The organism is Ruegeria arenilitoris, from assembly GCF_013035315.1.
In the GTDB taxonomy this organism is placed as follows: Bacteria; Pseudomonadota; Alphaproteobacteria; order Rhodobacterales; family Rhodobacteraceae; genus Ruegeria; species Ruegeria arenilitoris_D.
In genome coordinates this window covers 533,210-554,845 of sequence record NZ_WQHP01000001.1, presented here as the reverse complement: position 1 = coordinate 554,845, position 21,636 = coordinate 533,210, and the positions used below count along the sequence as shown (strand labels likewise).

The 21,636-nt window shown below is 58.7% G+C and carries 20 protein-coding genes; 7 read left to right on the top strand and 13 right to left on the bottom strand.

Going from position 1 to position 21,636, the window contains the following annotated elements; all coding sequences use genetic code 11:
* Positions 1-128: 128 nt before the first annotated feature.
* Complete coding sequence (gene metG / locus GOV53_RS02725; protein WP_170464119.1) at positions 129-1,847, bottom strand: methionine--tRNA ligase; 1,719 nt, start codon at positions 1,845-1,847, stop codon at positions 129-131.
* A 174-nt stretch (positions 1,848-2,021) separates the two neighbouring features.
* Between metG and GOV53_RS02720 the strand changes: the two genes are divergently transcribed.
* Positions 2,022-2,960, top strand: coding sequence for a hypothetical protein (locus tag GOV53_RS02720; RefSeq protein ID WP_170464117.1), 939 nt, complete (start codon positions 2,022-2,024; stop codon positions 2,958-2,960).
* Positions 2,961-3,017: 57 nt separating this feature from the next.
* Here GOV53_RS02720 and GOV53_RS02715 read toward each other — a convergent pair whose 3' ends face one another.
* The 6 genes from GOV53_RS02715 to GOV53_RS02690 all read right to left on the bottom strand — a co-directional run bounded on the left by GOV53_RS02715 (position 3,018) and on the right by GOV53_RS02690 (position 8,752).
* Positions 3,018-4,241 carry an MFS transporter gene (locus GOV53_RS02715; RefSeq protein ID WP_170464115.1) on the bottom strand — a complete coding sequence of 408 codons (1,224 nt, stop codon included), beginning with the start codon at positions 4,239-4,241 and terminating at the stop codon, positions 3,018-3,020.
* A gap of 80 nt (positions 4,242-4,321) precedes the next feature.
* Positions 4,322-4,918: a YceI family protein gene (locus GOV53_RS02710; RefSeq protein WP_170464113.1), complete on the bottom strand. Its 597-nt coding sequence runs from the start codon at positions 4,916-4,918 to the stop codon at positions 4,322-4,324.
* Between the two features lie 62 nt (positions 4,919-4,980).
* The gene (locus GOV53_RS02705; RefSeq protein WP_170421480.1) at positions 4,981-5,601 is read right to left on the bottom strand and encodes an ImuA family protein; all 621 of its coding nucleotides are present in this window, start codon (positions 5,599-5,601) and stop codon (positions 4,981-4,983) included.
* A 57-nt stretch (positions 5,602-5,658) separates the two neighbouring features.
* Positions 5,659-6,240 carry a retropepsin-like aspartic protease family protein gene (locus GOV53_RS02700; protein WP_170464111.1) on the bottom strand — a complete coding sequence of 194 codons (582 nt, stop codon included), beginning with the start codon at positions 6,238-6,240 and terminating at the stop codon, positions 5,659-5,661.
* 41 nt (positions 6,241-6,281) lie between these two features.
* Positions 6,282-6,902, bottom strand: coding sequence for a MarC family protein (locus GOV53_RS02695; protein WP_170421474.1), 621 nt, complete (start codon positions 6,900-6,902; stop codon positions 6,282-6,284).
* Positions 6,899-8,752 (bottom strand): ABC-F family ATP-binding cassette domain-containing protein, encoded by a 1,854-nt coding sequence (locus GOV53_RS02690; protein ID WP_170464109.1) that lies wholly within the window; start codon positions 8,750-8,752, stop codon positions 6,899-6,901. Before GOV53_RS02690 ends, GOV53_RS02695 begins: the two co-directional genes overlap by 4 nt.
* Positions 8,753-8,860: 108 nt before the next feature.
* Between GOV53_RS02690 and GOV53_RS02685 the strand changes: the two genes are divergently transcribed.
* On the top strand, positions 8,861-10,063 hold the full coding sequence (locus GOV53_RS02685; protein WP_170464108.1) for a multidrug effflux MFS transporter: 1,203 nt from the start codon (positions 8,861-8,863) through the stop codon (positions 10,061-10,063).
* 115 nt (positions 10,064-10,178) lie between these two features.
* A complete protein-coding gene (gene ndk / locus GOV53_RS02680; protein WP_155143779.1) occupies positions 10,179-10,601 on the top strand; it encodes a nucleoside-diphosphate kinase in 423 nt (140 codons plus the stop codon).
* Positions 10,602-10,657: 56 nt separating this feature from the next.
* On the opposite strand, the gene GOV53_RS02675 is transcribed toward ndk, so the two are convergent.
* The gene (locus tag GOV53_RS02675) at positions 10,658-11,005 is read right to left on the bottom strand and encodes a TfoX/Sxy family protein (RefSeq protein ID WP_170464106.1); all 348 of its coding nucleotides are present in this window, start codon (positions 11,003-11,005) and stop codon (positions 10,658-10,660) included.
* 148 nt (positions 11,006-11,153) lie between these two features.
* Between GOV53_RS02675 and GOV53_RS02670 the strand changes: the two genes are divergently transcribed.
* The 4 genes from GOV53_RS02670 to GOV53_RS02655 are packed head-to-tail and all read left to right on the top strand — an operon-like array spanning position 11,154 to position 14,076.
* Positions 11,154-11,339, top strand: coding sequence for a hypothetical protein (locus tag GOV53_RS02670; RefSeq protein ID WP_170464104.1), 186 nt, complete (start codon positions 11,154-11,156; stop codon positions 11,337-11,339).
* The gene (locus GOV53_RS02665) at positions 11,339-12,853 is read left to right on the top strand and encodes a CHAD domain-containing protein (RefSeq protein WP_170464102.1); all 1,515 of its coding nucleotides are present in this window, start codon (positions 11,339-11,341) and stop codon (positions 12,851-12,853) included. The genes GOV53_RS02670 and GOV53_RS02665 overlap by 1 nt, the downstream gene beginning before the upstream one ends.
* A 3-nt stretch (positions 12,854-12,856) precedes the next feature.
* Positions 12,857-13,612 (top strand): ParA family protein, encoded by a 756-nt coding sequence (locus tag GOV53_RS02660; RefSeq protein ID WP_170464100.1) that lies wholly within the window; start codon positions 12,857-12,859, stop codon positions 13,610-13,612.
* Positions 13,609-14,076, top strand: coding sequence for a CYTH domain-containing protein (locus GOV53_RS02655; RefSeq protein ID WP_170464098.1), 468 nt, complete (start codon positions 13,609-13,611; stop codon positions 14,074-14,076). The genes GOV53_RS02660 and GOV53_RS02655 overlap by 4 nt, the downstream gene beginning before the upstream one ends.
* Here the strand turns inward: GOV53_RS02655 and GOV53_RS02650 are convergent.
* The 5 genes from GOV53_RS02650 to GOV53_RS02630 form a co-directional block, all read right to left on the bottom strand.
* On the bottom strand, positions 14,073-15,443 hold the full coding sequence (locus tag GOV53_RS02650; protein WP_170464096.1) for a sensor histidine kinase: 1,371 nt from the start codon (positions 15,441-15,443) through the stop codon (positions 14,073-14,075). The genes GOV53_RS02655 and GOV53_RS02650 overlap by 4 nt on opposite strands.
* Positions 15,436-16,116: a response regulator transcription factor gene (locus tag GOV53_RS02645; protein ID WP_170421447.1), complete on the bottom strand. Its 681-nt coding sequence runs from the start codon at positions 16,114-16,116 to the stop codon at positions 15,436-15,438. Before GOV53_RS02645 ends, GOV53_RS02650 begins: the two co-directional genes overlap by 8 nt.
* Before the next feature lie 181 nt (positions 16,117-16,297).
* A complete protein-coding gene (locus GOV53_RS02640; RefSeq protein ID WP_170464094.1) occupies positions 16,298-17,734 on the bottom strand; it encodes a Do family serine endopeptidase in 1,437 nt (478 codons plus the stop codon).
* Positions 17,735-18,486: 752 nt separating this feature from the next.
* Entirely contained in the window at positions 18,487-19,086 is a 600-nt protein-coding gene (locus GOV53_RS02635) for a nucleotidyltransferase family protein (protein ID WP_170464092.1), read from the bottom strand.
* A gap of 31 nt (positions 19,087-19,117) precedes the next feature.
* The gene (locus tag GOV53_RS02630; RefSeq protein WP_170464090.1) at positions 19,118-21,535 is read right to left on the bottom strand and encodes a GcvT family protein; all 2,418 of its coding nucleotides are present in this window, start codon (positions 21,533-21,535) and stop codon (positions 19,118-19,120) included.
* Positions 21,536-21,636: the final 101 nt, after the last annotated feature.

Genomic DNA, 21,636 nt, shown 5'->3' with positions numbered 1-21,636 from the left:
TTTCCATTTTGCAGCGAGGCTTACGTCAAATCTGGGCGGTGTTTTGGAGCAAAGTCGGATATTTCCACGCTGCACAAAAAAACGGAGGCCGTGTGGCCTCCGTCCTTGATCCCGATCGGAACGATTGATCAGTCGCGGGTTCCGGCAAAGCGGGTCTGCCAGTCTTCGCGCTGATCGTCGGTGATCTTGGCGAAAAGCACATCCGGCACTGAGAACTCGTGACCAGCGGGCAGGGCGTCCAGCGCGGCTGCCACGTCCTCGGGCCAGCTTGTGTCCAGCGTGTTCATCGCGCTCAGCATCTTGGCAGTCGTCTCGGGGATGAACGGCGCGCTGAGCACAGCGTAAAGACGGATCAGGTTCAGGCCCAAACGCACTTGCGCAGCGGCTTGCTCGGGGTCTTCCTTGAAGGTCGACCAAGGCGCAGCGGCCTGCAGATATTCGTTGCCGGCGACCCAGATTGCCCGCAACTCCTGTGCGGATTTGCGAACGTCCATTGCCTCCATGTGCCCTTCATAGGCGCGGACGCGTTTGGTCAGTTCTTCGATCAAAGCTTGCTCACGCTCACCATAGGCTCCGCCCTCGGGCACCGCCTCAGAGAATTTCGAGCGGCAGAACTTGGTGATCCGACTAACAAAGTTGCCCAGAACGTCGGCGAGGTCTTTGTTCACCGATTGCTGGAAGTTCTCCCAAGTGAACTCACTGTCGCTGCTTTCCGGCGCGTGGCTCAGCAGCCACCAGCGCCAGTAATCGGCGGGTAGAATTTCCAGCGCCTGATCCATGAACACGCCGCGACCTTGGCTGGTCGAGAACTGACCGCCATCATAGTTCAGATAGTTGAACGATTTCAGGTGGTCGACCATCTTCCACGGCTCGCCCGATCCCAGAATGGTGGCCGGGAAGCTGAGCGTATGGAACGGCACGTTGTCCTTGCCCATGAACTGCACATAGCGCACGTCATCGGCACCCTTATCGGTGCGCCACCAACGCTCCCAATCCGCATCGGTCTTGCCATTGGCATCTGCCCATTCCTTGGCGCAGGCGATGTATTCGATCGGCGCGTCGAACCAGACATAGAAGACCTTGCCCTCCATGCCCGGCCAGTCCTGTTCGCCTTTCTTGACGGGTACGCCCCAGTCCAGATCACGGGTGATACCCCGATCCTGCAGGCCGTCACCGTCATGCAGCCACTTCTTGGCAATTGAGGTCGTCAGGATGGGCCAGTCGGTCTTGCTGTCGATCCAAGCGTCCAGTTGGTCCTTCATAGCCGACTGACGCAGATACAGGTGCTTGGTCTCGCGCACTTCCAGATCGGTCGATCCTGAAATGGCCGAACGTGGGTTGATCAGGTCGGTTGGGTCCAGCTGCTTGGTGCAGTTTTCACACTGGTCACCGCGCGCGCGTTCGTATCCGCAGTTGGGGCAGGTGCCCTCGATGTAGCGGTCGGGCAGAAAACGGCCATCGGCGTTGGAATAGACCTGTTTCTCGCTCACTTCTCGGATCAGGCCAGCTTCATCCAGCTTGCCAGCGAAATGTTGGGTCAGACGCTTGTTCTGTTCGCTGGACGAGCGGCCAAAGTGATCAAAGCTCAGCCCAAAGCGGTTTGCGATGTCGGACTGAACCCCATGCATTTCGGCGCAATATTCGGCGACCGGCTTGCCAGCTTTTGCAGCGGCCAGCTCGGCAGGTGTGCCGTGCTCATCCGTGGCGCACAGGAACATGACCTCATTCCCCCGGCCACGCTGATAACGTGCGTACAGGTCGGCAGGCAATTGCGAGCCGATCAAGTTGCCGAGGTGTTTGATCCCGTTGATGTAGGGGATCGCCGAGGTGATGAGAATCCGAGCCATGTTCCGTATCCGCGTAACTGTCTGCGCGCCCGTCTACCTTATGTAATCGACCAGCAAAACCCCGCTTTCACTGATAGGTGCTCGAAATCGCAGGTAACCGAGCGCGCGGCGTGGATTTCGCGAAATCTCCCCGGCGCGTGTATAATACCGATTGCGTCATTTACGGGGGGTAAAATGAAGCCGTTTTTAGTTGATCGTTTGATCCAAGTGTTCGTTTTGGCCTGTTTAGGAGTATTTCTGGTCCCGCCAGGTGTTCACGCCGATCAGAGCAAGGCCATGGACGCAATTGGAACCTTTGACAAAGCAATGCTGTCAATCTTTCACCGGGGGCAGGATGCTCTGACGGCGGAAAGCCGACCGGTCATGATTATCGCCAAGGACGTGACCGTCATGACCGACACAGACGAGAAGTCGTTCCCGAGAGACGCGCCAAACTACCTCATATTCAAATCCACGTCCCACGTTCTTCTTGGAATTATCGGCGCGGTCACGCCTTGGCCAGACGAAGACGCTGAAAGCCCGCGCTGGCAGCAGGATTTTACGTCCATCTCACAAGAAATCGATACGCTGCTGGCCGCGATTGGCGGTCTTGACCTGCCAAAGGAAGAGATTGCCCAGCAGCGGCAGATGCTTGAGACCGCTCGAAGCTTTGTGAACGGGGCAGTCGAGCGCGGGACGCTCACGCGGCAGGACGTTTCCAGCGCGATCAATGAAATGCGCCCGGTCTGGGCGGCCAATATGCGCAAAGCGGCATGGGCCGAGCTAAACTCGTTACATAAGGCCGTGTCCGACGCGCGCGCCTCGGTCAGCGACGACGTCTGGGACGAAATATATGTCGTCCATCACGGCGGTTCGAACGTGACGGGGATCAATGTCGTTGAGCTGTATCTGGAACGCGTGATGCCTCAGAAAGTTGAGGCGGGTCAGGTCATGTTCGCCGAACATGCGCATGGCAACAAGGCAATGGCCGACTTTGTGGGCTATGAGAAAATGCAGCGTCTTGTGGGCGCTTGGGCCTTTGGGGATCCGGGTCGCATGGAGGTCGACTTGCTTGGCTACGAAGCGGGTTCTCTTCTGGATGAGCTGATCCCATCTCCGCCGCCAGCAGAGTAGGGGTGTTTAATTTTCGTATTTCCAGCCACGCGTCTTCGCCCGTGCAACAACGCCGTTCTAACGCCCTTCACGCGACCGTTTGAGCAAGCGGCCAATCGTGAAAGATGTGCGCGGCGCGTAGACGTAGTTGGTGCGTTCCTCGGGCGTTGGACGTGACCGCATGCGCGCCAGACCGAAGATGATCAGGAACACATGGCCCAACGCGACAAAGGCAAACAGGGCACCGGGGCCGAACTGTTGGATTAGCGTGGATGAGATATAGGGCGAGGCGATCGCCCCCAGGGCGAACCAGAACATCAGTGCCGCCGAAAGCTCGACCCGTTCTTCGGTCGTTGCAAAGTCGTTTGCATGAGCCGACGAGACCGAGAAGATCGGGAAGGTGGTCAGGCCAAAGAAAACTGCGGCAGACATAACTCCTAACGTGCCCGTGCCGCTGGCCGCCATGGTGACGCCACAACTGAACACCGCAGCCGCCGAAAGCCAGATCAAAACCCAACGCCGGTCATATTTGTCGGCGAGCCACCCCACCGGGTATTGCGCCAATGCGCCGCCCAAAACGAATGAGGCCAAAAAGAACGCGATCTGATCGATGTCTAAACCAACTTCCTGACCATAGACCGGACCGACCATCCGAAACGACGCAGAGCTCAGCGCGGCGACGATCACACCGGCAACGGCCAGGGGTGAGCTGCGCCACGCCAGCTTAGGTCTGAGGCGGGGCGCGTCAGGCGTTTTGGGTTGGCTCGCCTTGGTTAGCGTCAGCGGCAACAGCGAAGCGCAACACAGGATCGCCAACAGATTGTAGGACACATAAGAGGCAGGCGGCAGGACCGCGATAATCAACTGCGCGCAAAGCGAGGCACCCATATCCGCGATGCGGTAGGTGCCCATTGCGCGTCCGCGCGTTTCATTTGTGACTTTGGCGTTCAGCCATGCCTCGATCACCGTGTAAGCGCCTGCAACGCATGTGCCGGATGCAACGCGAAGTGCGGCCCAGATGTATGGGTTTTCGGTCAGGGTGTGCCCGATCAGGCCCATCGCCCCTAGTGCGGTACAGACCGCAAAGGCGCGCGAATGGCCGACGCTGCCCATCAGCCGGGGTGCCCACCAGCATCCTATGAAAAAGCCCACGAAATGCGCCGAGCCCAGCAAACCGATCTGTTCGGTGGTAAAATTGAGCGTGATGCCCGAGATTGCATCCAGTGGACCAACGCCGCCCGTTGAGAGCTGCAGCAGAATGACGGAAAGAAATAGGGCGGCAAAGGAAATGATCGTGCGCATAGTGGGCCCAGCATTACCGTATCCGCCAGCGCTGCGCGTGTTTATTCGACCTCTGCGCGTCGTTTTTTGCCCTTGGGTGGTCAGGTGTTGCGCATCAGTTCCGCGCGGATGTTCAATGAAACTGTTTCTGCGACCAGATCGGGATAGCCGGATGCGCCAAACTCGTGCCTGTCCAGTGCGCCGGACAGAAGAATCGAGAGGGTGCTTAGGTCGTCAGCCTCTGTGCCGGGTTTGCGGTACAGGTTGGCCTGCAGCGTCACCGGGCGTGTGACCCCGCGCAAGGTCAGGTCTCCGGTGATGGTCGCACCTTCCGAGATGCGACCGGTCGGGCCCAGCTGTATTCGGGTGGATTGAAAGGTGATGGCGGGGAACTGCTGCGCGTTCAGGACGCTCTCGCTCAGCATCGGGCCGCGGGCAAAGGGCAATCGAGTACGTGCGGCGGCCACGTTCATCACGACGGTGACCTTGCTGTTTTGCAACTGCTCGGTGTCGATTTGGATGTTTGCGGACTGGATCGGCATCGTCCCGGATTGCGCGATCCCTGACAGTACGAAGGAAAAGCCGACAGAGGTTCCTGACCGTGACAGTGTGTACGGCACCAGCGCAGCCCGGGCTTTGCGGGCCAGCGGCAGGGCGGCAAGCCCGGCGATGAATGAGCGTCTTGTCAGATTGCGCATGCCGAAACGCTAGGGCGCGCCCTATGCCTTGGCCAGTCACAACTGGCGTGAAGTGCGTATGTTCACAAGGGTGTGTCTTCTGTGGCGATCTGCTGCAGGTGCAAGCCGGCGCGCGGTTTGGTCTGGGTGGCGTGCCAGCTGACCGGGGGCAGGGCACGGGCGCGGCGGCGGGTCAGGGTCCAGCGCCGGGCTTCTTCTCGATGATCGCCAGCCATGTGCCAGCGTGTCTCAACCCCTTGCGCGCCGCCGTCGCCGGGTGTCAGCAGCAACCCAAGCGGAGCCCGCCCCAACGCGCCGCCCTGTTCAGCGGCCAGATGCATCCGCCGTATCGGCGTCAGCCCCGGCGCACCCGGCAGGTCACCGATGATCAACGGGATCGCTCCGCTGCGTAACGCTTCTTCCATGCACCACAGCAGGTCCTCGGACCGGGTCGGGCGGACAAAGATAAAGCGGGCCGGATCGGCAAAGGCCATCATCCCGTCGGGGTTCAACTGGCCAGGTTCCCACGCGGGCGAAATCCACAGCACCGGTCCCTGCGCCTGACCTGCCAGCCACATGGCAAAGCTGCGCCGGGCGGGGCCGCAGGCCTCGTGCACACGGGCCAGTTGCAGCCTGATCTGCGGATGAAGGTCAATCCCCGGCACCTCGCGCGCGGGTTTGCGGCCAAGAAGATGTGTAGACATGCTGTCAGGGTAGCATGTTCATATTTTGTTCTCAATTGTGAAAGTGGTGCTGACGCCTTAACGCGACAGCAGAAGGCGACCATTGGCGAACTGGACGTTCGAAAAACGGTGCAGGTAATCCATGCCCAGCAGGGACTTGTTCAACTCACCCTCGTTCACCCAGGCCGAGATATTGCGGTCCGTGATTGGCCCAAGAGTCAGCGTATCCAGGCTTACCGGCGCAGTCCGAACCTGACCATTGGCCGTGTTGGCCCGGCCGAAATAGTTCAGCTGATCGGGGTCGATGCCTATGCGCTCGGCGTCTTGCGAGCTGAGGACAATCTGGCTTGCGCCGGTGTCGACCAGAAAGGTGATCGGCTGGCCGTTCACCTCAACCGGCAGATAGTAATGCCCGTCATGGGCGCGCGGAACTTCGATGCTTTGACCGGTGACCGTCATCTGCGGGGCAGGGGAAACGGTTGTGCGAATGTCTTCCCACAGACCAACTACAGCAATCACACCGATAAAGATAAAGACCCAGGCCATGGCCTGTTGCATCGTTTTGCCCAGCGACTGCCGGTTTTGCGAGATGAACCAAGCCACCACCGCCGCACCCAGCAGTCCCAGATACGCAATCCGTGCAATGTTGTCGCCGTCCATGACGTACCCCCAAACAGATTTCCTGAACTGTATATGGGGATTTACGACGCGAATCCAAAGGCCTTGAGGCCGTCCAAGATGAATTGGACCGACAGCGCCGCCAGCAACATGCCCAGCAGTCGCGTCAATACGTTCAGCCCGGTTTTACCCAGAATCCGCGCGATTATCCCGCCAGCCAGAAAGAAGATGAAGACAACGGCCATAACCGCCAGCATGACAGCGCAGGCGGCGGCGATGCCTTGAATGCCGGGGTTTTGGCCCGCCAGAAGGATGATCGTGGCAATTGATCCCGGTCCTGCGATCAGAGGGATCGCCAATGGAAAGACTGACGGGTCAGGGTGTTCCTCTTCCTCAGCCCGGTCCTCGCGGCGTTTGGTGCGACGGTCGAACAGCATGTCCAAAGCTGTCAGAAACAGCAGCGCGCCACCGGCCACGCGGAAGGCCTCCATTGAAATGCCGACAAATCCCAGGACAGCTTCACCAAAAGCGGCAAAGGCAACCAGAATGCAGACCGCGGTCAGGCAACTACGGATCGCGGTTTTCCGCCGGGTCGCCGGATCCATATCTTGGGTCAGAGCGACGAAGATCGGCGTGGTGCCGAACGGATCGATCACCACGAACATGGTGGTGAACGCCGTTATGAAGAAAGCCAGTTCGATCATGCCGCACTCTCTGCTTGTTCCAAACGTTCAGCGGCGGCGACCCATAGCGCCTCGGCTTTTTGCATCGCTTCGACCACCTCGGCAAACTTGCGGTTCCAGGTTTCCAGATCGTTGATCTTTTCATCCTCATACAGAGCCGGATCGGCCAGCTTGGCTGACAGCTTGTCATGCATGTCCGTCAGTTTCTCGATCCGATCCTCGCATTTTCGCAGGTCTGCGCGCAGGGCCAGCATCGCCTCGCGCGAGGGGCGTTTTGCCTTCGCTGACTGCGGTTTCTCCTTCACCGGCTTGTCGCGCGCCAACAGCATGGTGCGATAGGATTCGAGGTCGCCGTCATACGGTTTGACGGTGCCATCCGAGACCAGCCATAACCGGTCTGCCACAAGCGACAGCAGGTGCATGTCGTGACTGACCAGCACGACCGCGCCCGAATAGGCGGTCAGCGCTTCGACCAGCGCCTCGCGGCTTTCGATATCTAGGTGGTTGGTCGGTTCGTCAAGGATTAGCATATGCGGCGCGTCGATGGTGGCGATGAGCAGGGACAGGCGCGCTTTTTGCCCGCCGGACAAGCGTCCAACCTTGGTTTCAGCCTGATCCGCATTCAACCCGAACCCGGCCAGCCGCGAGCGCCATTTGCCCGGAGCTTCATCCGGGCAAAGCCGGCGCATATGGTCCAAAGGCGTTTCGTCCACATACAGCTCATCCACCTGATGCTGTGCGAAGTAACCGATGCGCAACTTGTTGCTGCGGGTCATTTTGCCGGCCATCAGGGGCAGGCGGTCGGACAGCAGCTTGGACAGGGTCGACTTGCCCTGACCGTTTTTGCCAAGCAACGCGATGCGGTCGTCCTGATCGATGCGCAGGTTGAGGCGACGCAGCACCTCGGTCTCACCATATCCCGTAACTCCGCCCTCAAGGTTGATGATAGGCGGCGACAGTTCCTCAGGCTCGGGGAAGCTGAAAGCCCGCAAAGCGGCTTCTTGCGGGGTCGAGACCAGTTGGATGCGCTCGATCATCTTGAGGCGCGATTGCGCCTGCACGGCTTTGGACGCTTTTGCACGAAACCGGTCCACAAAGCTCTGTAGATGCGCGATGCGCGCTTTGGCCTTGGCGTTTTCCGATTCCGCCTGCGCCAGACGTTCGGCGCGGCGTTCGGCGAACTTGTCGTAAGGCACCGCGTAGTAGGTTAGCTTGCGGTCTTCCAGATGCAGGATCGAACCAACGGCGCGATTCAGCAGCCCGCGGTCGTGGCTGATGATAATGACTGTGTGCGGGTATTTGGCCAGATAGCTTTCCAGCCACAACGCGCCCTCAAGGTCCAGATAGTTGGTCGGTTCGTCCAGCAACAACAGATCGGGCTGAGAGAACAGCACCGCCGCCAGCGCGACACGCATCCGCCAGCCACCCGAGAAATCCGAGCAGGGGCGCAGCTGGTCTTCGTCGTCAAAGCCCAATCCTTTGAGGATCGAGGCAGCGCGCGCCTCGGCCGACCAGGCGTCGATGTCGGCCAGACGGGTCTGGATCTCGGCAATGCGGGCGGGGTCTTCGGCGCTTTCAGCCTCGGCCATAAGGGCGCTGCGTTCGGTGTCAGCGGCCAACACGGTGTTGATCAGCGAAACATCGGAGGAAGGCACCTCTTGCGCTACCCCACCAATTCGGGCCCGTTTCGGCAGGACGATGTTGCCCGACTCCAGCGCCAGTTCCCCGCGGATCAGCCGGAACAGAGTGGTCTTGCCGGTCCCGTTGCGCCCCACGAGGCCAACCTTGTGTCCATCCGGGATAGTTGCGCTGGTCCCATCGAACAGGGGGCGGCCTTCAACCGCATAGGTTATGTCTTCGATCCGTAGCATGACGCGCTCTTAGCAGAGCCTTTATGCAGCCGCCAGCGGCTTGGCATGTTCAAACCGCGGTCGATGTGTTAGCGCTGTGTCGTTTGCTTTTGTGAAACGGTCTGCATCATGCGCGCGGCTCGGACGCCCCCTTCACTGGTCACATTGATCTTTGCCACGGCGCTGTCGGTGCTGTCGCTGAATATGTTCCTGCCTTCGCTGGCGCGAATGGCCGGTGACTTTCAGGTCGACTATGGTCTGATCAACCTGTCTGTGGCGGGCTATCTGGCCGTTTCTGGCGTGCTGCAACTGATCATGGGGCCGTTGTCCGACCGATATGGTCGCAGGCCGATCCTGTTGATCTCGATGGCGATTTTCGCGGTGGCTTCGGTTGGTTGTGTTTTGGCCGAGTCGATCTGGGTGTTTCTAGGCTTCCGCCTGTTACAAGCCGCAGTCGTGGCCGGACCGGTGCTGTCCAGCGCGTCGATCAGGGACCTGTACGAGCCAAACGAAGCGGCCAGCAAGCTGGGCTATGTTGCGATGGCGATGGCCCTGGCTCCGATGCTTGGCCCGATGTTGGGCGGAGCACTTGATATGATGTTCGGCTGGCGGGCGGGGTTCATCCTGTACTCGGCTTTGGGGGCAGGGATGCTGGTGCTGTTGTGGGCCGACATGGGTGAGACGAATACGAACCGATCCGCAACCTTCTCGGCCCAGTTGAAAGAGTACCCGCACCTGTTCCGAGCGCGTCGGTTCTGGGGCTATGCGCTATGTGCTGCATTTTCCATAGGGGCGTTTTTCAGCTTCATCACCGGCGCACCGCTGGTTGCAGCCGCGTGGTTTGATCTGAGCCCGGCAATGCTGGGGCTTGGCATTGGGATCATCACTGGCGGTTTCATGGTGGGTAACTTCATCACTGGCCGTTTCGCCGCGCGCACAAAGCTGACCACGATGATCCTGATCGGACGGATTATCGCGTCGATCGGGCCGCTCGGCGGGCTGGTGTTGTTCAGCGTAGGATTGGGGTCGGTATGGGTGTTTTTTGGATCAGCGATCTGCGTCGGATTCGGCAACGGCCTGACCAATGCGAATGCATCCGCCGGGGTCATGTCCGTGCGCCCGAAACTGGCGGGCAGTGCGGCGGGGCTTTCCGGTGCAATGATCGTTGCCTTGGGTGCAATTCTCACAACGCTTACAGGCGCATTTGTCAGCCCCGAGAACGGGCCATTTCTGGTTCTTGGTATGATGTTTGTCAGCAGCTTTATCGGCCTGCTCTCTGTTCTCTACGTCCGCTGGGTCGACGCAACGCAGCCCTTGCCGGACACAATCTGACCCGCAAACGTCAAAGGCGCAATCATTCCACTTTTCATGAGGCACATACCGTGTTAGGCGGCGCGCGATGGATTTCGGCGCATAGTCTCGCGCCACATTGTAAGGAGAGGCCGACATGGCACTGGAACGCACATTCTCGATCATCAAACCCGATGCAACCCGCCGCAACCTGACTGGCAAAATCAACGCCAAGTTCGAAGAAGCTGGCCTGCGCATCGTTGCGCAAAAGCGCATCCACATGACCAAAGAACAAGCTGGCAAGTTCTACGAAGTGCACGCCGAGCGTCCGTTCTATGATGAACTGTGCGAATTCATGTCGTCGGCTCCGGTCGTTGTTCAGGTTCTGGAAGGCGAAGGCGCCATTGCAAAGAACCGTGAAGTCATGGGCGCAACCAACCCCGCAGACGCAGCAGCCGGCACCATCCGTGCCGAGTTCGCTGAATCGGTTGGTGAAAACTCGGTCCACGGTTCGGACGCTCCGGAAACCGCAGCTGTTGAGATCGCCTACTTCTTCTCGGGCATCGAACTGGTCGGCTAATCTGTTGCTGAACAAGTCTAAGGGCCGCATTCAATTGGGTGCGGCCTTTTTCGTTTTCAGACCTGTTTGAGGTCTTTCGGTGCCACGCGGACGCCGATTGCATCCAGATCGGCGATCATCCGGCTTTCCGGCGCAGTGTTGACGCTGGATTTGATCGCATCAAACTTTTGTCGCAGCGCTTTCTTTTCCTCGCCCTTGCAATCGTTCCATGGACGTCCCTGCAGCCCCATTACCAGCACATAGTAACCAATGAAATGCGGCTTTGTGCCCGCCTTCAGCAACCGGGCATAGGCGGCATCGGCCCCCAAGGTGCGTAGCTCTTGCGCCGAGTGGATGCCTGCGCGGGCGCAGGATTGTTCAAAGGCCGGGCCCAGATTGCGGATCGACGAGACGGGATCAGACATGCCTCGTCTTAGCCGGGTGACCAAAAAGAGTCATCGGGTTGTTTCGCTGGCCGGTTGAAATTCGACGCTGCGCCTGCACAGGCAAAATAGTCATTGATATGCTTTCTGGAATGTGACCTCATGACGTCATGCTGTCATGAGGTCGTCGATGCCGAAGAACAAGGACGCCACGGAAAAGCCCGACAAGGGCAAGACGAACACGTCTTTGCGGTTGGACGGAAAAACCCTGAAAGCGCTCAAGATCAGGGCGATTGAAGAGGGGACCAGCGTTCAGAAAATCGTGGAGACCCTTGTAAACGACTATTTGGATGCGTCTCGAAAGGGACAATCCTGATGGCCGGAGACAGCAGCTTCTTCGTTATTCCAGGGGCATTGGATGAGGCGAGATTCTCCAAATCTCTGAGGGGTTTGGTCGCTAAGTTGGATGACGCCAAACCGGCGCAAAGTTTCGAGCTTTTGGATTGCCATGACCAATCGCTGAGGGCGTCGGGCAAAGTCCTGATCGAAACGGGCGGATCGCTGCACTTGCTGAAAGATGGGCAAACGACTTCGCAAAGGTGCAAGGGAAAAGGAAAGTTCGTACAAAACCTGCCCGCTGGACCCGTCCGGGACGCCCTTGCCGATTTTCCCGAACTGCGCGCACTGATGAGCGTTGGGGCAGGGCGGATCGTAAATCGTGCGTTTGCCATTCTGGATGATCTTCAGAAAACCCAGGTGCGCGGGACGGTGATGACACTGTCTTCGGATCGCGGACAGGTGTCGCTTGTAGCAGTCCAACCGCTGCGCGGGTATGACCGGGCGTTCAACACCGCGTGTGAGTACCTCAAAACAACAGCGCCGGGCGCAACTGGGGTCGAACCTTTGTTCAAAGGCTTGTTCCCGGACCTGACCGTCTACAAGGCCAAGCCCGAGATCCGCATTGGCACCCAAGAGCCTTCGATTGAAGTCGCCACGGACATCGTTCGCACCTACATCTCGGTCGCCCGACAGAACGAGGCGGGTGTGATTGCGGACATCGATACCGAATTCTTGCACGATTACCGCGTGTCGCTGCGTCGTGTGCGGTCAGTCATCAGTCTGTTCAAAGGGGTTTTCTCACCAGAACAAACCGCAGATTTAAAGCGCGAGTTCTCCGACTTGATGGCGCCAACCGGGCGTGTGCGGGACCTGGATGTGTATCTGCTGGAAAAAGATGACTACTTTCGCCTGATCCCGCCACAGCTACATGACGGGGCGCGGGCCATGTTCAAGCAGTTTGAAAAGGAACGCTCTCAGGCCCTTGGCCGTCTGTCTCGCCGCTTTCGCTCGCAGGCCTATGACCAACAGATGACCAGACTGGCCGAGGTGTTCGCTGACCCCGCCAACCTGCAACCCGGACCGAATGCGGACCGCACGGCTTATGAATACGCCTGTGCCCTGATCTGGAAACGCTACCGCAAGACTTGCAAACTGGCGCGCAGCATCACGCCGGACACACCAGATGAGGACGTCCACGAATTGCGGATCGACTGCAAAAAACTGCGTTACCTGATGGAGTTCTTTGCACCTCTGTTTGATGCAAAAGCTTTCAAAACGATCATCAAGCCTTTGAAAAAGCTCCAAGATAATCTTGGTTTGTTCAACGACTTTTCGGTTCAGCAAGAGGCGCTGCTTGGTTTTGTTCAGCAGCACAGTAACACGCAGGGACGTGCAGATGCGCAACTGGCCTTGTCCGTCGGCGGGCTGATTGCTGTGCTGGATCAGCGCCAAAACGCCGAGCGCGATCGCGTGATTGCAAACTTTCAGCTTTTTGACAGCCCGGATATCCGGCACCTGTTCCGCAGCCTGTTTCACCATAAAGGAGACTGAGGATTGAAAATCATTGCCTGCTACAGCAACAAGGGCGGTGTGGGAAAAACCGCGACCTCGGTCAACCTGGCCTATCTCTACGCAAATGCCGGTTTCACGGTGCTGCTGTGTGATTTGGATCCGCAGGGTGCCTCGGGGTTCTACCTTAGGGTCAAGCCGTCCAAAAAGCTGACGGATGCGCGGTTTTTCGAGGATGTGGAACGATTTACAAAGTCCATCCGCGCCAGCGATTTTGAGGGGCTGGACGTTCTGCCCGCGAACATGACCTTTCGGGATTTCGACGTTTTTCTTTCTCGGATGCGAAACAGACGATCACGTTTGAAAAAGGCGCTGGTCGCGGCTGGCAGTGATTACGACGTGATCATCCTGGATTGCCCACCCAACTTTTCGACCCTGTCCGAGAATATCTTCAAAGCGGCCGACCAGATCGTGGTTCCGGTGATTCCGACAACCCTGTCGGAACGTACTTTCGACCAACTGGTCAGCTTTTTCGACGCCAAGAAACTGCCCAAGAAAAAGCTGAAGGCTTTCTTTTCGATGGTGCAACGCCGCAAGACACTGCATCAGGACACGATGGACGTGATGAAAAAGCTCTATCGCAAGCGGTTCCTCAACAGCTCAATCCCGTTTACGGCGGACATTGAACGAATGGGGCAGAACCGAGCGCCGGTCAGCGTGTATGCGCCCCGCAGCGCGGCCAGTTCAGCCTATCAAGACCTGTATGATGAGATCGAAAGTGGAGTGGTTTCAAACACATGAGCACCGAAATTGAACGCAAGTTTCTGGTGGCAGATCTGCCTGATCTAAGCAGCGCTAAACGGGCTGTGGTGCGTCAGGGGTATCTGACCGCGCCGGACGACTCGACCGAACTGCGGCTGCGGCAGAAGAACGATACGTTTTATTTGACGCTCAAAGGGGCTGGTGCCCTGGTGCGTGTCGAGCGTGAGGCCGAGATTTCGGCGGAGCAGTTCGAAACCTTCTGGCCGGAAACCGAAGGTCGCCGGGTCGAAAAAGAACGCTTTACCGGTGAACTTCCTGACGGGCGCGTTTTTGAGTTGGACGTTTTTTCCGGGGATCTGGCGCCGCTGCGTTTGGTCGAGGTTGAGTTTACGTCCGAGGCCGAGGCGCAGGCTTACACGCCACCAGCATGGTTCGGCCCGGATGTGACGGCCGACAAACGGTACAAAAACAAGATGATGGCGATCAATGGCGTGCCAGACTAAAGCTTGCGTGCCAACTTGATCGTCGCTTCGAGGCCCGGATCGCGATTGTGTGCCTCGAAAGCACCCTGATGCATATGCGATATCGCCGCCACCAGCGCGAGGCCCAGCCCGGCGTTGCGCTCGGTCCGTGCGGGATCAAGCGTAACAAAGGGTACCTGCAGACGTGGCAGTTCTTCCTCGGGAACGCCGGGGCCGCGGTCGCGGACACTCAGGCTTGTAAAGGGGCCATCTTCCGACAAGGTGATGGTGATGGCAGTTCCCTCTGGCGCATAGCGCATGGCGTTTTCCAGCAGGTTCGACAGCGCCTGCGACAGCAACGGACGGTGCCCCTGTACGGCTTGCGCACTGCCGTGAACCTCAAGTGAGACGCCCTGATCGGCCGCAACAGGCTCATAAAGTTCCACAACGTCGCCGACCAGTTGTTGCAGGTCCACCGGCTCGAACTGTTCCCGCCCGACGCCGGCCTCGGCGCGCGAGATTTCGGTCAGTTGCCCCAGAACGCGTAGAACGTGGTCGATCTCGGCCGTTGCTCGGGCCACGTCGACCTCTCGGTCCAGATCGCTTTTGGTTGGGTCAGACAGCGTCTCGACCCTCTGGCGCAGGCGGGACAGGGGAGAGCGCAAGTCGTGGGCAATGGAATTTGAGGTGGTGCGCAGGTTGCTGATCAATTCCTCGATCCGGTCCAGCATGGTGTTCAGCGTGCCGGCGACCTGGTCGAATTCATCCCCGGTACCGCGCAACTGCATCCGGCGCGACAGGTCGCCCGACACGATGTTCTCCGCCGTACTTGCGATATCCGAAAGCCGAGAAAACACCAGCCGCGTGAACAGCCAGCCGGTCAAAAAGCTAAGGGCCAGTGCAATCGCAAGGGCCAACCCGACGGCGCGCAACAACGCACGGTCAAACTGCTGCCGGGCCAGTGCGTCGCGCCCGACCAGCAGCCTCTCGCCACCGGGCAGGCGCACTGAGGCGGCTGAGATTGGCACCAACTGATCGTTGTCCGCGCGCCGCAACTCAAGATCGACCCAGCCGCTGCCGGCGGTGACATCCGATGGCCACTGTTTCAGGTTGCCTGCCAGCTTGGCCCCAAACCGGTCGGTCAACAGATACAGGGCGTCGCGTTCGGATGCGGATGGAAGACGCCGTTCAATCGCTTGCAGCAGGCCAAACAGGCCACGGCGTTCGTATTCATCGGCAAGGCCGGTCAGTTCTGCGGACACGACCGAGCGTGTCTCGCCCTCAATGCTGCGATTGGCGGTGAAATAGACCAGGCCCAGCACAATCGCCGTTAGCAAAGTGCTGAGAACCATGCTGGCCAGAACGAGGCGGGTGCGCGAATTGTTGAACGAAAGTCGCAGGTTATCCATCGGATATCATGTAACCCGCACCTCGAACCGTTTCAATCAATGGCGGTCTGCCACCTTCATCCAACTGACGACGCAGTTTCGAGATATGGACGTCCACCACATTCGTATTGGGATCGAAATGATAATCCCACACGCCTTCCAGCAACATGGTCCGTGATACCACGCGGTTCTTGCGGCGCAGGAAGAACTCCAGAATCTGGAATTCGCGTGGGGTCAGTGAAATCTCGTGCCCGTCGCGCGTGACTTTGCGGGTCAGCAGATCCATCTCGAGATCGCGACAGGTCAGTGTCACGCTTTCTTCGGACTCTTGAGGACGCCGCAATAGGGCTTCGATCCGGGCGTGCAATTCCTGGAAGGAAAACGGTTTGACCAAATAGTCATCCGCACCCGACCGCAGACCTTTAACCCGCTCGTCCACGGCGCTCATCGCGGTCAACATCAGGGTGGGGGTTTTGACCCCTGCGGCCCGCAGGGATCGGATCATCGAAAGACCATCGAGGCCCGGCAGCATCCGGTCAAGAACAATCGCGTCAAACCCGCCATCCGTCGCGTGGTAAAGACCTTCGCGCCCGTCTGCAGCCTGCTCGACCACGTAGCCTTCCTCGCCAAAGCCCTTGGCGATGAATTCACGGGTGTCTTCGTCATCTTCGACGATCAGCAGGCGACGGCTCATAATCTGCATTCCTTTCTGAGGAGAGTTAAACATAAAACTCGGGTAAATCACATGATTTGCTGAAACTACGTGCCGGGTGCGTTGCAGCGCACCCGGCAGTCCCGGCGGAGAGCGGACAATTCAATCCGCCGGGGAGGCGCACGCCAGAATTCCCCATCAAATGGCGAGCGCGGACTTCGGATCAGGCGATTTCGACCGCCACGAAGATTTGGTTTCCACCGCGATTGATCAAAACCAGCGCGGGGTCCGTCTTTTCGCTGTCCAAGGCAGCTTTGAGCGCGTCCGGGGTGACGGTTTCCTGGCTGCCCAGTTTGACGATCACGTCGCCGCGTTGCAGACCAGCCTTGGCGGCCGGGCTGTCAGGCTGCAGATCGGTGACAACAACCCCGTCGACATTTTCACCCACACCCATCTGGGCACGGTTGCTGTCGGTCAGCGGGGCCACGGTCACGCCAAGCGTTGTGCCCGAAATGCCTTCGTCCACGGACTTGTCGATCTCGGCTGAGGCGCTTTGATGCTGACCGATTGTCAGTTCAACGGTTTCTTCCTTGCCGTTGCGCAGAACCGTGAGGGTGCTGTCGGTACCCACTTTGGTCGTGCCCACAAGGATCGGCAGATCGCTGCTGGAATCGACGGCCTCGTCATTGAACGTCAGGATCACATCACCCTGTTCCAGAACGCCCTCAGCCGGGCTGCCTGCGACGATGTCCGAGACGAGCGCACCGGTCGAGGCATCGATACCCATGGCCGCCGCGATTTCAGGGCTGACATTCTGGATCGAAACACCCAGCCAACCACGGCTGACCTGGCCGTCATCACGCAGGTCTGCGGCGATATGCTCGACGATGTTCGACGTCACGGCAAAGCCCAGGCCAACTGAACCTCCGGTTGGCGAATAGATGGCCGAGTTCACACCGATCACTTCACCTTCCATGTTGAACAGCGGACCGCCCGAGTTGCCCTTGTTGATGGCGGCGTCAGTCTGAATGAACTCAGCGTAGGGTCCGGCCGAGATGTTGCGGCCTTTGGCCGATACGATGCCGGTGGTCACGGTAGAGTGCAGACCAAACGGGTTACCGATGGCCACAACGTCTTCGCCAACGCGGATCACGTCGCTGTCGCCCAGTTCAACCGCTTGCAACGCTTCATCTGCTTCGATTTTCAGAACGGCGATATCGGTCAGCGGGTCGGTGCCAACGATTTCGGCTTCATAGCTACGGTCGTCACTCAGGCGAACGGTGACCGTTGTGGCGTTGTCCACCACATGGTGGTTGGTGATGATATAGCCCGCTTCGTCCAGAACGAAGCCAGAGCCCAGCCCTTGGGCTGGTCCACGCTGAGGAGCCTGAAAGCCTTCGGGCGCGCCAAAGCGCTTGAAGAACTCACCGAAGGGGTGGTCTTCGAAATCAAAGTTCTGTCCCTGTGCCTGCGTGGGCACGACGTCCTGTTCGGCGATGATGGTCACGACCGAGGGGGACACGCTCTCAACCAGATCGGCCAGGGCCTCATCCGCCATCGAGGGCAGGGCGGTGGTGGCCAGCAGTGCTGCGCTCAGCGCGGATGCGCCAACCAGGCCAGTGGCACGTGGCAAAAGCAGAGAGGATTTACGGATGCTCATTTTTGTCTCCTGTTTATATCGCGCAGTTGCGGCCGCGCGTTGAAAGAGGAGATGAGGCATCAGTCTGAGCGTTTCCTGAGCCAAGGATTAAGAAATCTTAATTTCGCCACAAACAGGTCGTTCTATCCCATGCGTTCCGGGAACTCGAATCACGTTGACCGATTCGGCCAATTGTTGACGATTCGAAAGTCAAACCCTGAAATTTCCGAGATTGAATCAGTTTTGGTAACAAAGGGTCTCCGGAATGACCGGCTAAATTGATGCTCGTCCCTTGGTTGTGAGCTGCAGTTTTCACCCTGCACATAGTTTAAACATATATGAGTAATAGAAATATTCTATGCGCCATAAAGTTTATGCATAATCCTTGATTGGACCTTGCTGGAGTTTTTCGTAGTCGCCTATAGGTAGAGTTGCCTTAGGCGAGATGTTGCGCAAATACCATCGTGATACGTCAAAAATTAACCGTTATCTCCAATTTTACGTTGTTTGGACTCACTGGATGGGTGACGATGATATTGCCCAAGCGAGGGGGAGCCAGAGGCACTAGGGGGTGCCAACGGCTTGTCACAGTCACTGGAAACGCTGAGCGGCATGTTAACGAGGGGGTCTTGTTTAGGTTCGGCGGCGGAATAGCCAGAGTGCCTTAAGGTATTTTTGGCCGCGTTTTCAGGATTGGTGAAAAGTGGTAGTCCTGTTTTGGGCAAGCGACCTGGTCGGAAACGATCGGGTCGCTTCTTTTTTGGGGGTGGAAATCAGACGGACCTGTCTGCGCGCCACCGGGCCCAGTCGTCGGGCGTATCCAAGTCCAGCAATGCATTCTGGTCGGGCAGAGGCTGAATAAATACCTTGTCCTGATGCGACCGCACCACTGATTGCGCCCCGGCATCACCGGTAAGGCGGTTGAGAACGCCGAACAGTTGTCGCGCGAAGATAACCGGGTGGCCGGGCTTGCCGGTTTCAGTCGCACCGCGCCAGATCAGGTTGTCGGGGTGATCATCGACTGCCGCAAGGACGCGTTTCAAATCATCCGCAGTGATCTCGGGCAAATCTGCCAGCAAGACCATAACGGCCCGCGCGTTGGAGGGCAGATGCCTTAAGGCGCCTCGAAGGCTGGCGTTCATCCCTTCCTCAGCATTCGCGATACGCGCGGTCACCACGTCCAATCCCTTCAAGGCCGCATCACGCGGATGCGGCGCATTAGGCAACGCAACGATAACGGGCCCAGCTTGCAACGCCGTCTGCGCAGAGCGACGCAGCAGAGGCATGCCATCAACACTCTGCAACAGTTTGTCGGACCCGGCCATACGGCGCGATTGCCCTGCAGCCAGAAGGATAATCGGTATATCGCTCATACCGTCACATAGCCACCGCGACCGTCCTTTGTCATCCCCGCATGCGCGCACCGTCCGCATCAAACAGTGGCGTCGAGATCACGCGGGCCGAGCGCATCTGGCCCAGTATCTCGATCTCAACCTCTAGCCCGTCTGTTGCGCGATCTGACGGTAAGAACCCCATGGCGACGGATTTTTCGGCGAAATGAGAATAGCCGCCCGAAGTGCAGAACCCGACGACCTGACCATCCAGCCAGATCGGTTCATAGGCGTTCACGTCGGCGTCTTCTGCGTCCACTTCGAAGGAAATCAGAGTGCGTGTCGTGCCTTCGGACCGCTCCAATTCGGCGGCAGCCCGCCCGATGAAGTCCGTGTTCTTTGTGAAGGCGATAAAACGGTCCAATCCGGTTTCAGCGGCTGTGTAATCCGGTGAAAACTCCCGCATCCACGATCCAAAGAACTTGTCCAGACGCAGGCTCATCATGGCGCGCATGCCAAACGGCACCATGCCGTGGGGCTGTCCGGCTTGCCACAGGGTCCACCACAACTGTCGCTGGGCCATCGGGTCACAGTAGATCTCGTACCCCAGATCGCCGGTATAGCTGACCCGCTGAACGATGCAGTCGGTCATCCCGATGGTTATGCGCCGCACGTCCAGGAATTTGAGGTCCGAGATATCGGCACGTGTACAGGCTGCCAGCACCTGAGCAGCCTTGGGGCCAGCGATCTGAAAGCCGTTCAAGCGGTCGCTGATGTTTTCGATCCCGACGCCTTCGTCCTGATGTTGCAGGAACCAGCGCATGTGGAACGCTTGACTGCCGTAGGAGGCGGTCAGCTGGAACTCGGTCTCACTCAAGCAAGATACGGTGAAATCCCCGATCAGCTTGCCCTTGGGTGTCAGCATAGGTGTCAAAGACAGCCGTCCCGGTTTTGGGATGCGCCCGGCCATGATCCGATCCAGCCAGTCGCGCGCGTCGGGTCCGGTGATGCGGTACTTGCCGAAATTGTGGACCTCATTGATGCCAACACCGTTGCGGACGGCGCGGACCTCGCGACCGGTTGCGTCAAAAGCGTCCGAGCGGCGGAACGAGGGCGTCTCATAACCCGGCTCATCCCCTTGGGCAAAATAGTTCGGCACCTCAAGCCCGTATTGCTGCCCCCAGACCGCGCCGAGATCGCTGAAGATGTCGTACATCGGGGTGGTACGGTTGGGACGCGCGGCGGGCAGTTCTTCGTTGGGGTAGGCGACGCTGAACCGTTTTTGGTAGTTCTCAATCACCTTCGGGCGCGTGTATCCGGGGCTGATCCAGTCGCCGAAACGGGCGACGTCCATGGCGAACACGTCCCGTTCGGGCTCACCTTCGATCATCCACTGCGCCAGCGTTAGGCCAACGCCGCCACCCTGACTGAACCCGGCCATCACACCGCAGGCGGACCAATAGTTGCGCATGCCCGGCACTGGGCCGACCAGCGGGTTTCCGTCGGGCGCAAAAGTAAACGGACCGTGGATCACCGACTTAACGCCCGCCTCAGCCAGAACAGGGAAGCGTTTGTAGGCGAACTCAATACTGTCGGTGATCTTGTCATAATCGTCTGGCAGTAGCTCATGCCCGAACTCCCACGGGGTGCCATCGACCGCCCAAGGTTTGCAGGGCTGTTCGTAGAACCCGATGCAAAGCCCGCGTCCTTCCTGTCGTAAATAGCTTTCGCCGGCGGGGTCCATCACATGCGGATGCTCGCCGCCCGCGTCGATGATCGCCTCGATCTGAGGGATCGAGTCCGTGACCAGATACTGATGTTCCATCGGGTGGAGAGGGAAGTAAACACCAGCCATCGCGCCAACCTCACGCGCCCACAGGCCGCCCGCGTTGACCACATGTTCCGCATGAACGGTTCCCTTGTCGGTCACCACATCCCAGGTGCCATCGGTGCGCTGGACTGTTTCGCGCACCATACAATGCGTTTCAATGGTGGCGCCGCCCATCCGGGCCGCCTTGGCATAGGCATGAGTGGTACCAGACGGATCAAGATGCCCGTCCAGCGGATCATAGAGCGCGCCAATGATGCCGTCTGTATTGGTGATGGGCGCGATCTTCTTGATCTCATCCGGCCCGACGATCTCGGTCTCAAGCCCCATGAACCGATGTTTGGCGCGTTCCGCCAGCAGCATGTCGAACCGGTCCTGATTGTCGGCCAGCGTTACACCGCCCACATGGTGCAGACCGCAGGACATGCCGGAGATTTCTTCCAGCTCTTTGTACAGGCGGATCGTATAGCCCTGCAGGGCTGCCATGTTGGTGTCGCCGTTCAGTGTGTGAAACCCGCCCGCCGCATGCCAGGTCGAGCCGCTGGTCAGTTCCGACCGCTCAAGCAGCATCACATCCGACCAACCCAGTTTGGTCAGGTGATAGAGAACCGAACATCCAACGACGCCGCCGCCGATGACTGCAACTTGGGTGGTAAGTTTCATGAACGACTCCTGATGGTTGCGGCGTCAGTCTGAAGGTGAAACCCGCCATTGCAATACCATCCGCGACAGAAAGTGTCGCGCACGGCGATCCAAAGGGTCGC

Coding starts and splice junctions, on each gene's coding strand:
- metG (WP_170464119.1), bottom strand. CDS start 1,847: ATGGCTCGGATTCTCATCACCTCGGCGATCCCCTACATCAACGGGATC.
- GOV53_RS02720 (WP_170464117.1), top strand. CDS start 2,022: ATGAAGCCGTTTTTAGTTGATCGTTTGATCCAAGTGTTCGTTTTGGCC.
- GOV53_RS02715 (WP_170464115.1), bottom strand. CDS start 4,241: ATGCGCACGATCATTTCCTTTGCCGCCCTATTTCTTTCCGTCATTCTG.
- GOV53_RS02710 (WP_170464113.1), bottom strand. CDS start 4,918: ATGCGCAATCTGACAAGACGCTCATTCATCGCCGGGCTTGCCGCCCTG.
- GOV53_RS02705 (WP_170421480.1), bottom strand. CDS start 5,601: ATGTCTACACATCTTCTTGGCCGCAAACCCGCGCGCGAGGTGCCGGGG.
- GOV53_RS02700 (WP_170464111.1), bottom strand. CDS start 6,240: ATGGACGGCGACAACATTGCACGGATTGCGTATCTGGGACTGCTGGGT.
- GOV53_RS02695 (WP_170421474.1), bottom strand. CDS start 6,902: ATGATCGAACTGGCTTTCTTCATAACGGCGTTCACCACCATGTTCGTG.
- GOV53_RS02690 (WP_170464109.1), bottom strand. CDS start 8,752: ATGCTACGGATCGAAGACATAACCTATGCGGTTGAAGGCCGCCCCCTG.
- GOV53_RS02685 (WP_170464108.1), top strand. CDS start 8,861: ATGCGCGCGGCTCGGACGCCCCCTTCACTGGTCACATTGATCTTTGCC.
- ndk (WP_155143779.1), top strand. CDS start 10,179: ATGGCACTGGAACGCACATTCTCGATCATCAAACCCGATGCAACCCGC.
- GOV53_RS02675 (WP_170464106.1), bottom strand. CDS start 11,005: ATGTCTGATCCCGTCTCGTCGATCCGCAATCTGGGCCCGGCCTTTGAA.
- GOV53_RS02670 (WP_170464104.1), top strand. CDS start 11,154: ATGCCGAAGAACAAGGACGCCACGGAAAAGCCCGACAAGGGCAAGACG.
- GOV53_RS02665 (WP_170464102.1), top strand. CDS start 11,339: ATGGCCGGAGACAGCAGCTTCTTCGTTATTCCAGGGGCATTGGATGAG.
- GOV53_RS02655 (WP_170464098.1), top strand. CDS start 13,609: ATGAGCACCGAAATTGAACGCAAGTTTCTGGTGGCAGATCTGCCTGAT.
- GOV53_RS02650 (WP_170464096.1), bottom strand. CDS start 15,443: ATGGATAACCTGCGACTTTCGTTCAACAATTCGCGCACCCGCCTCGTT.
- GOV53_RS02645 (WP_170421447.1), bottom strand. CDS start 16,116: ATGAGCCGTCGCCTGCTGATCGTCGAAGATGACGAAGACACCCGTGAA.
- GOV53_RS02640 (WP_170464094.1), bottom strand. CDS start 17,734: ATGAGCATCCGTAAATCCTCTCTGCTTTTGCCACGTGCCACTGGCCTG.
- GOV53_RS02635 (WP_170464092.1), bottom strand. CDS start 19,086: ATGAGCGATATACCGATTATCCTTCTGGCTGCAGGGCAATCGCGCCGT.
- GOV53_RS02630 (WP_170464090.1), bottom strand. CDS start 21,535: ATGAAACTTACCACCCAAGTTGCAGTCATCGGCGGCGGCGTCGTTGGA.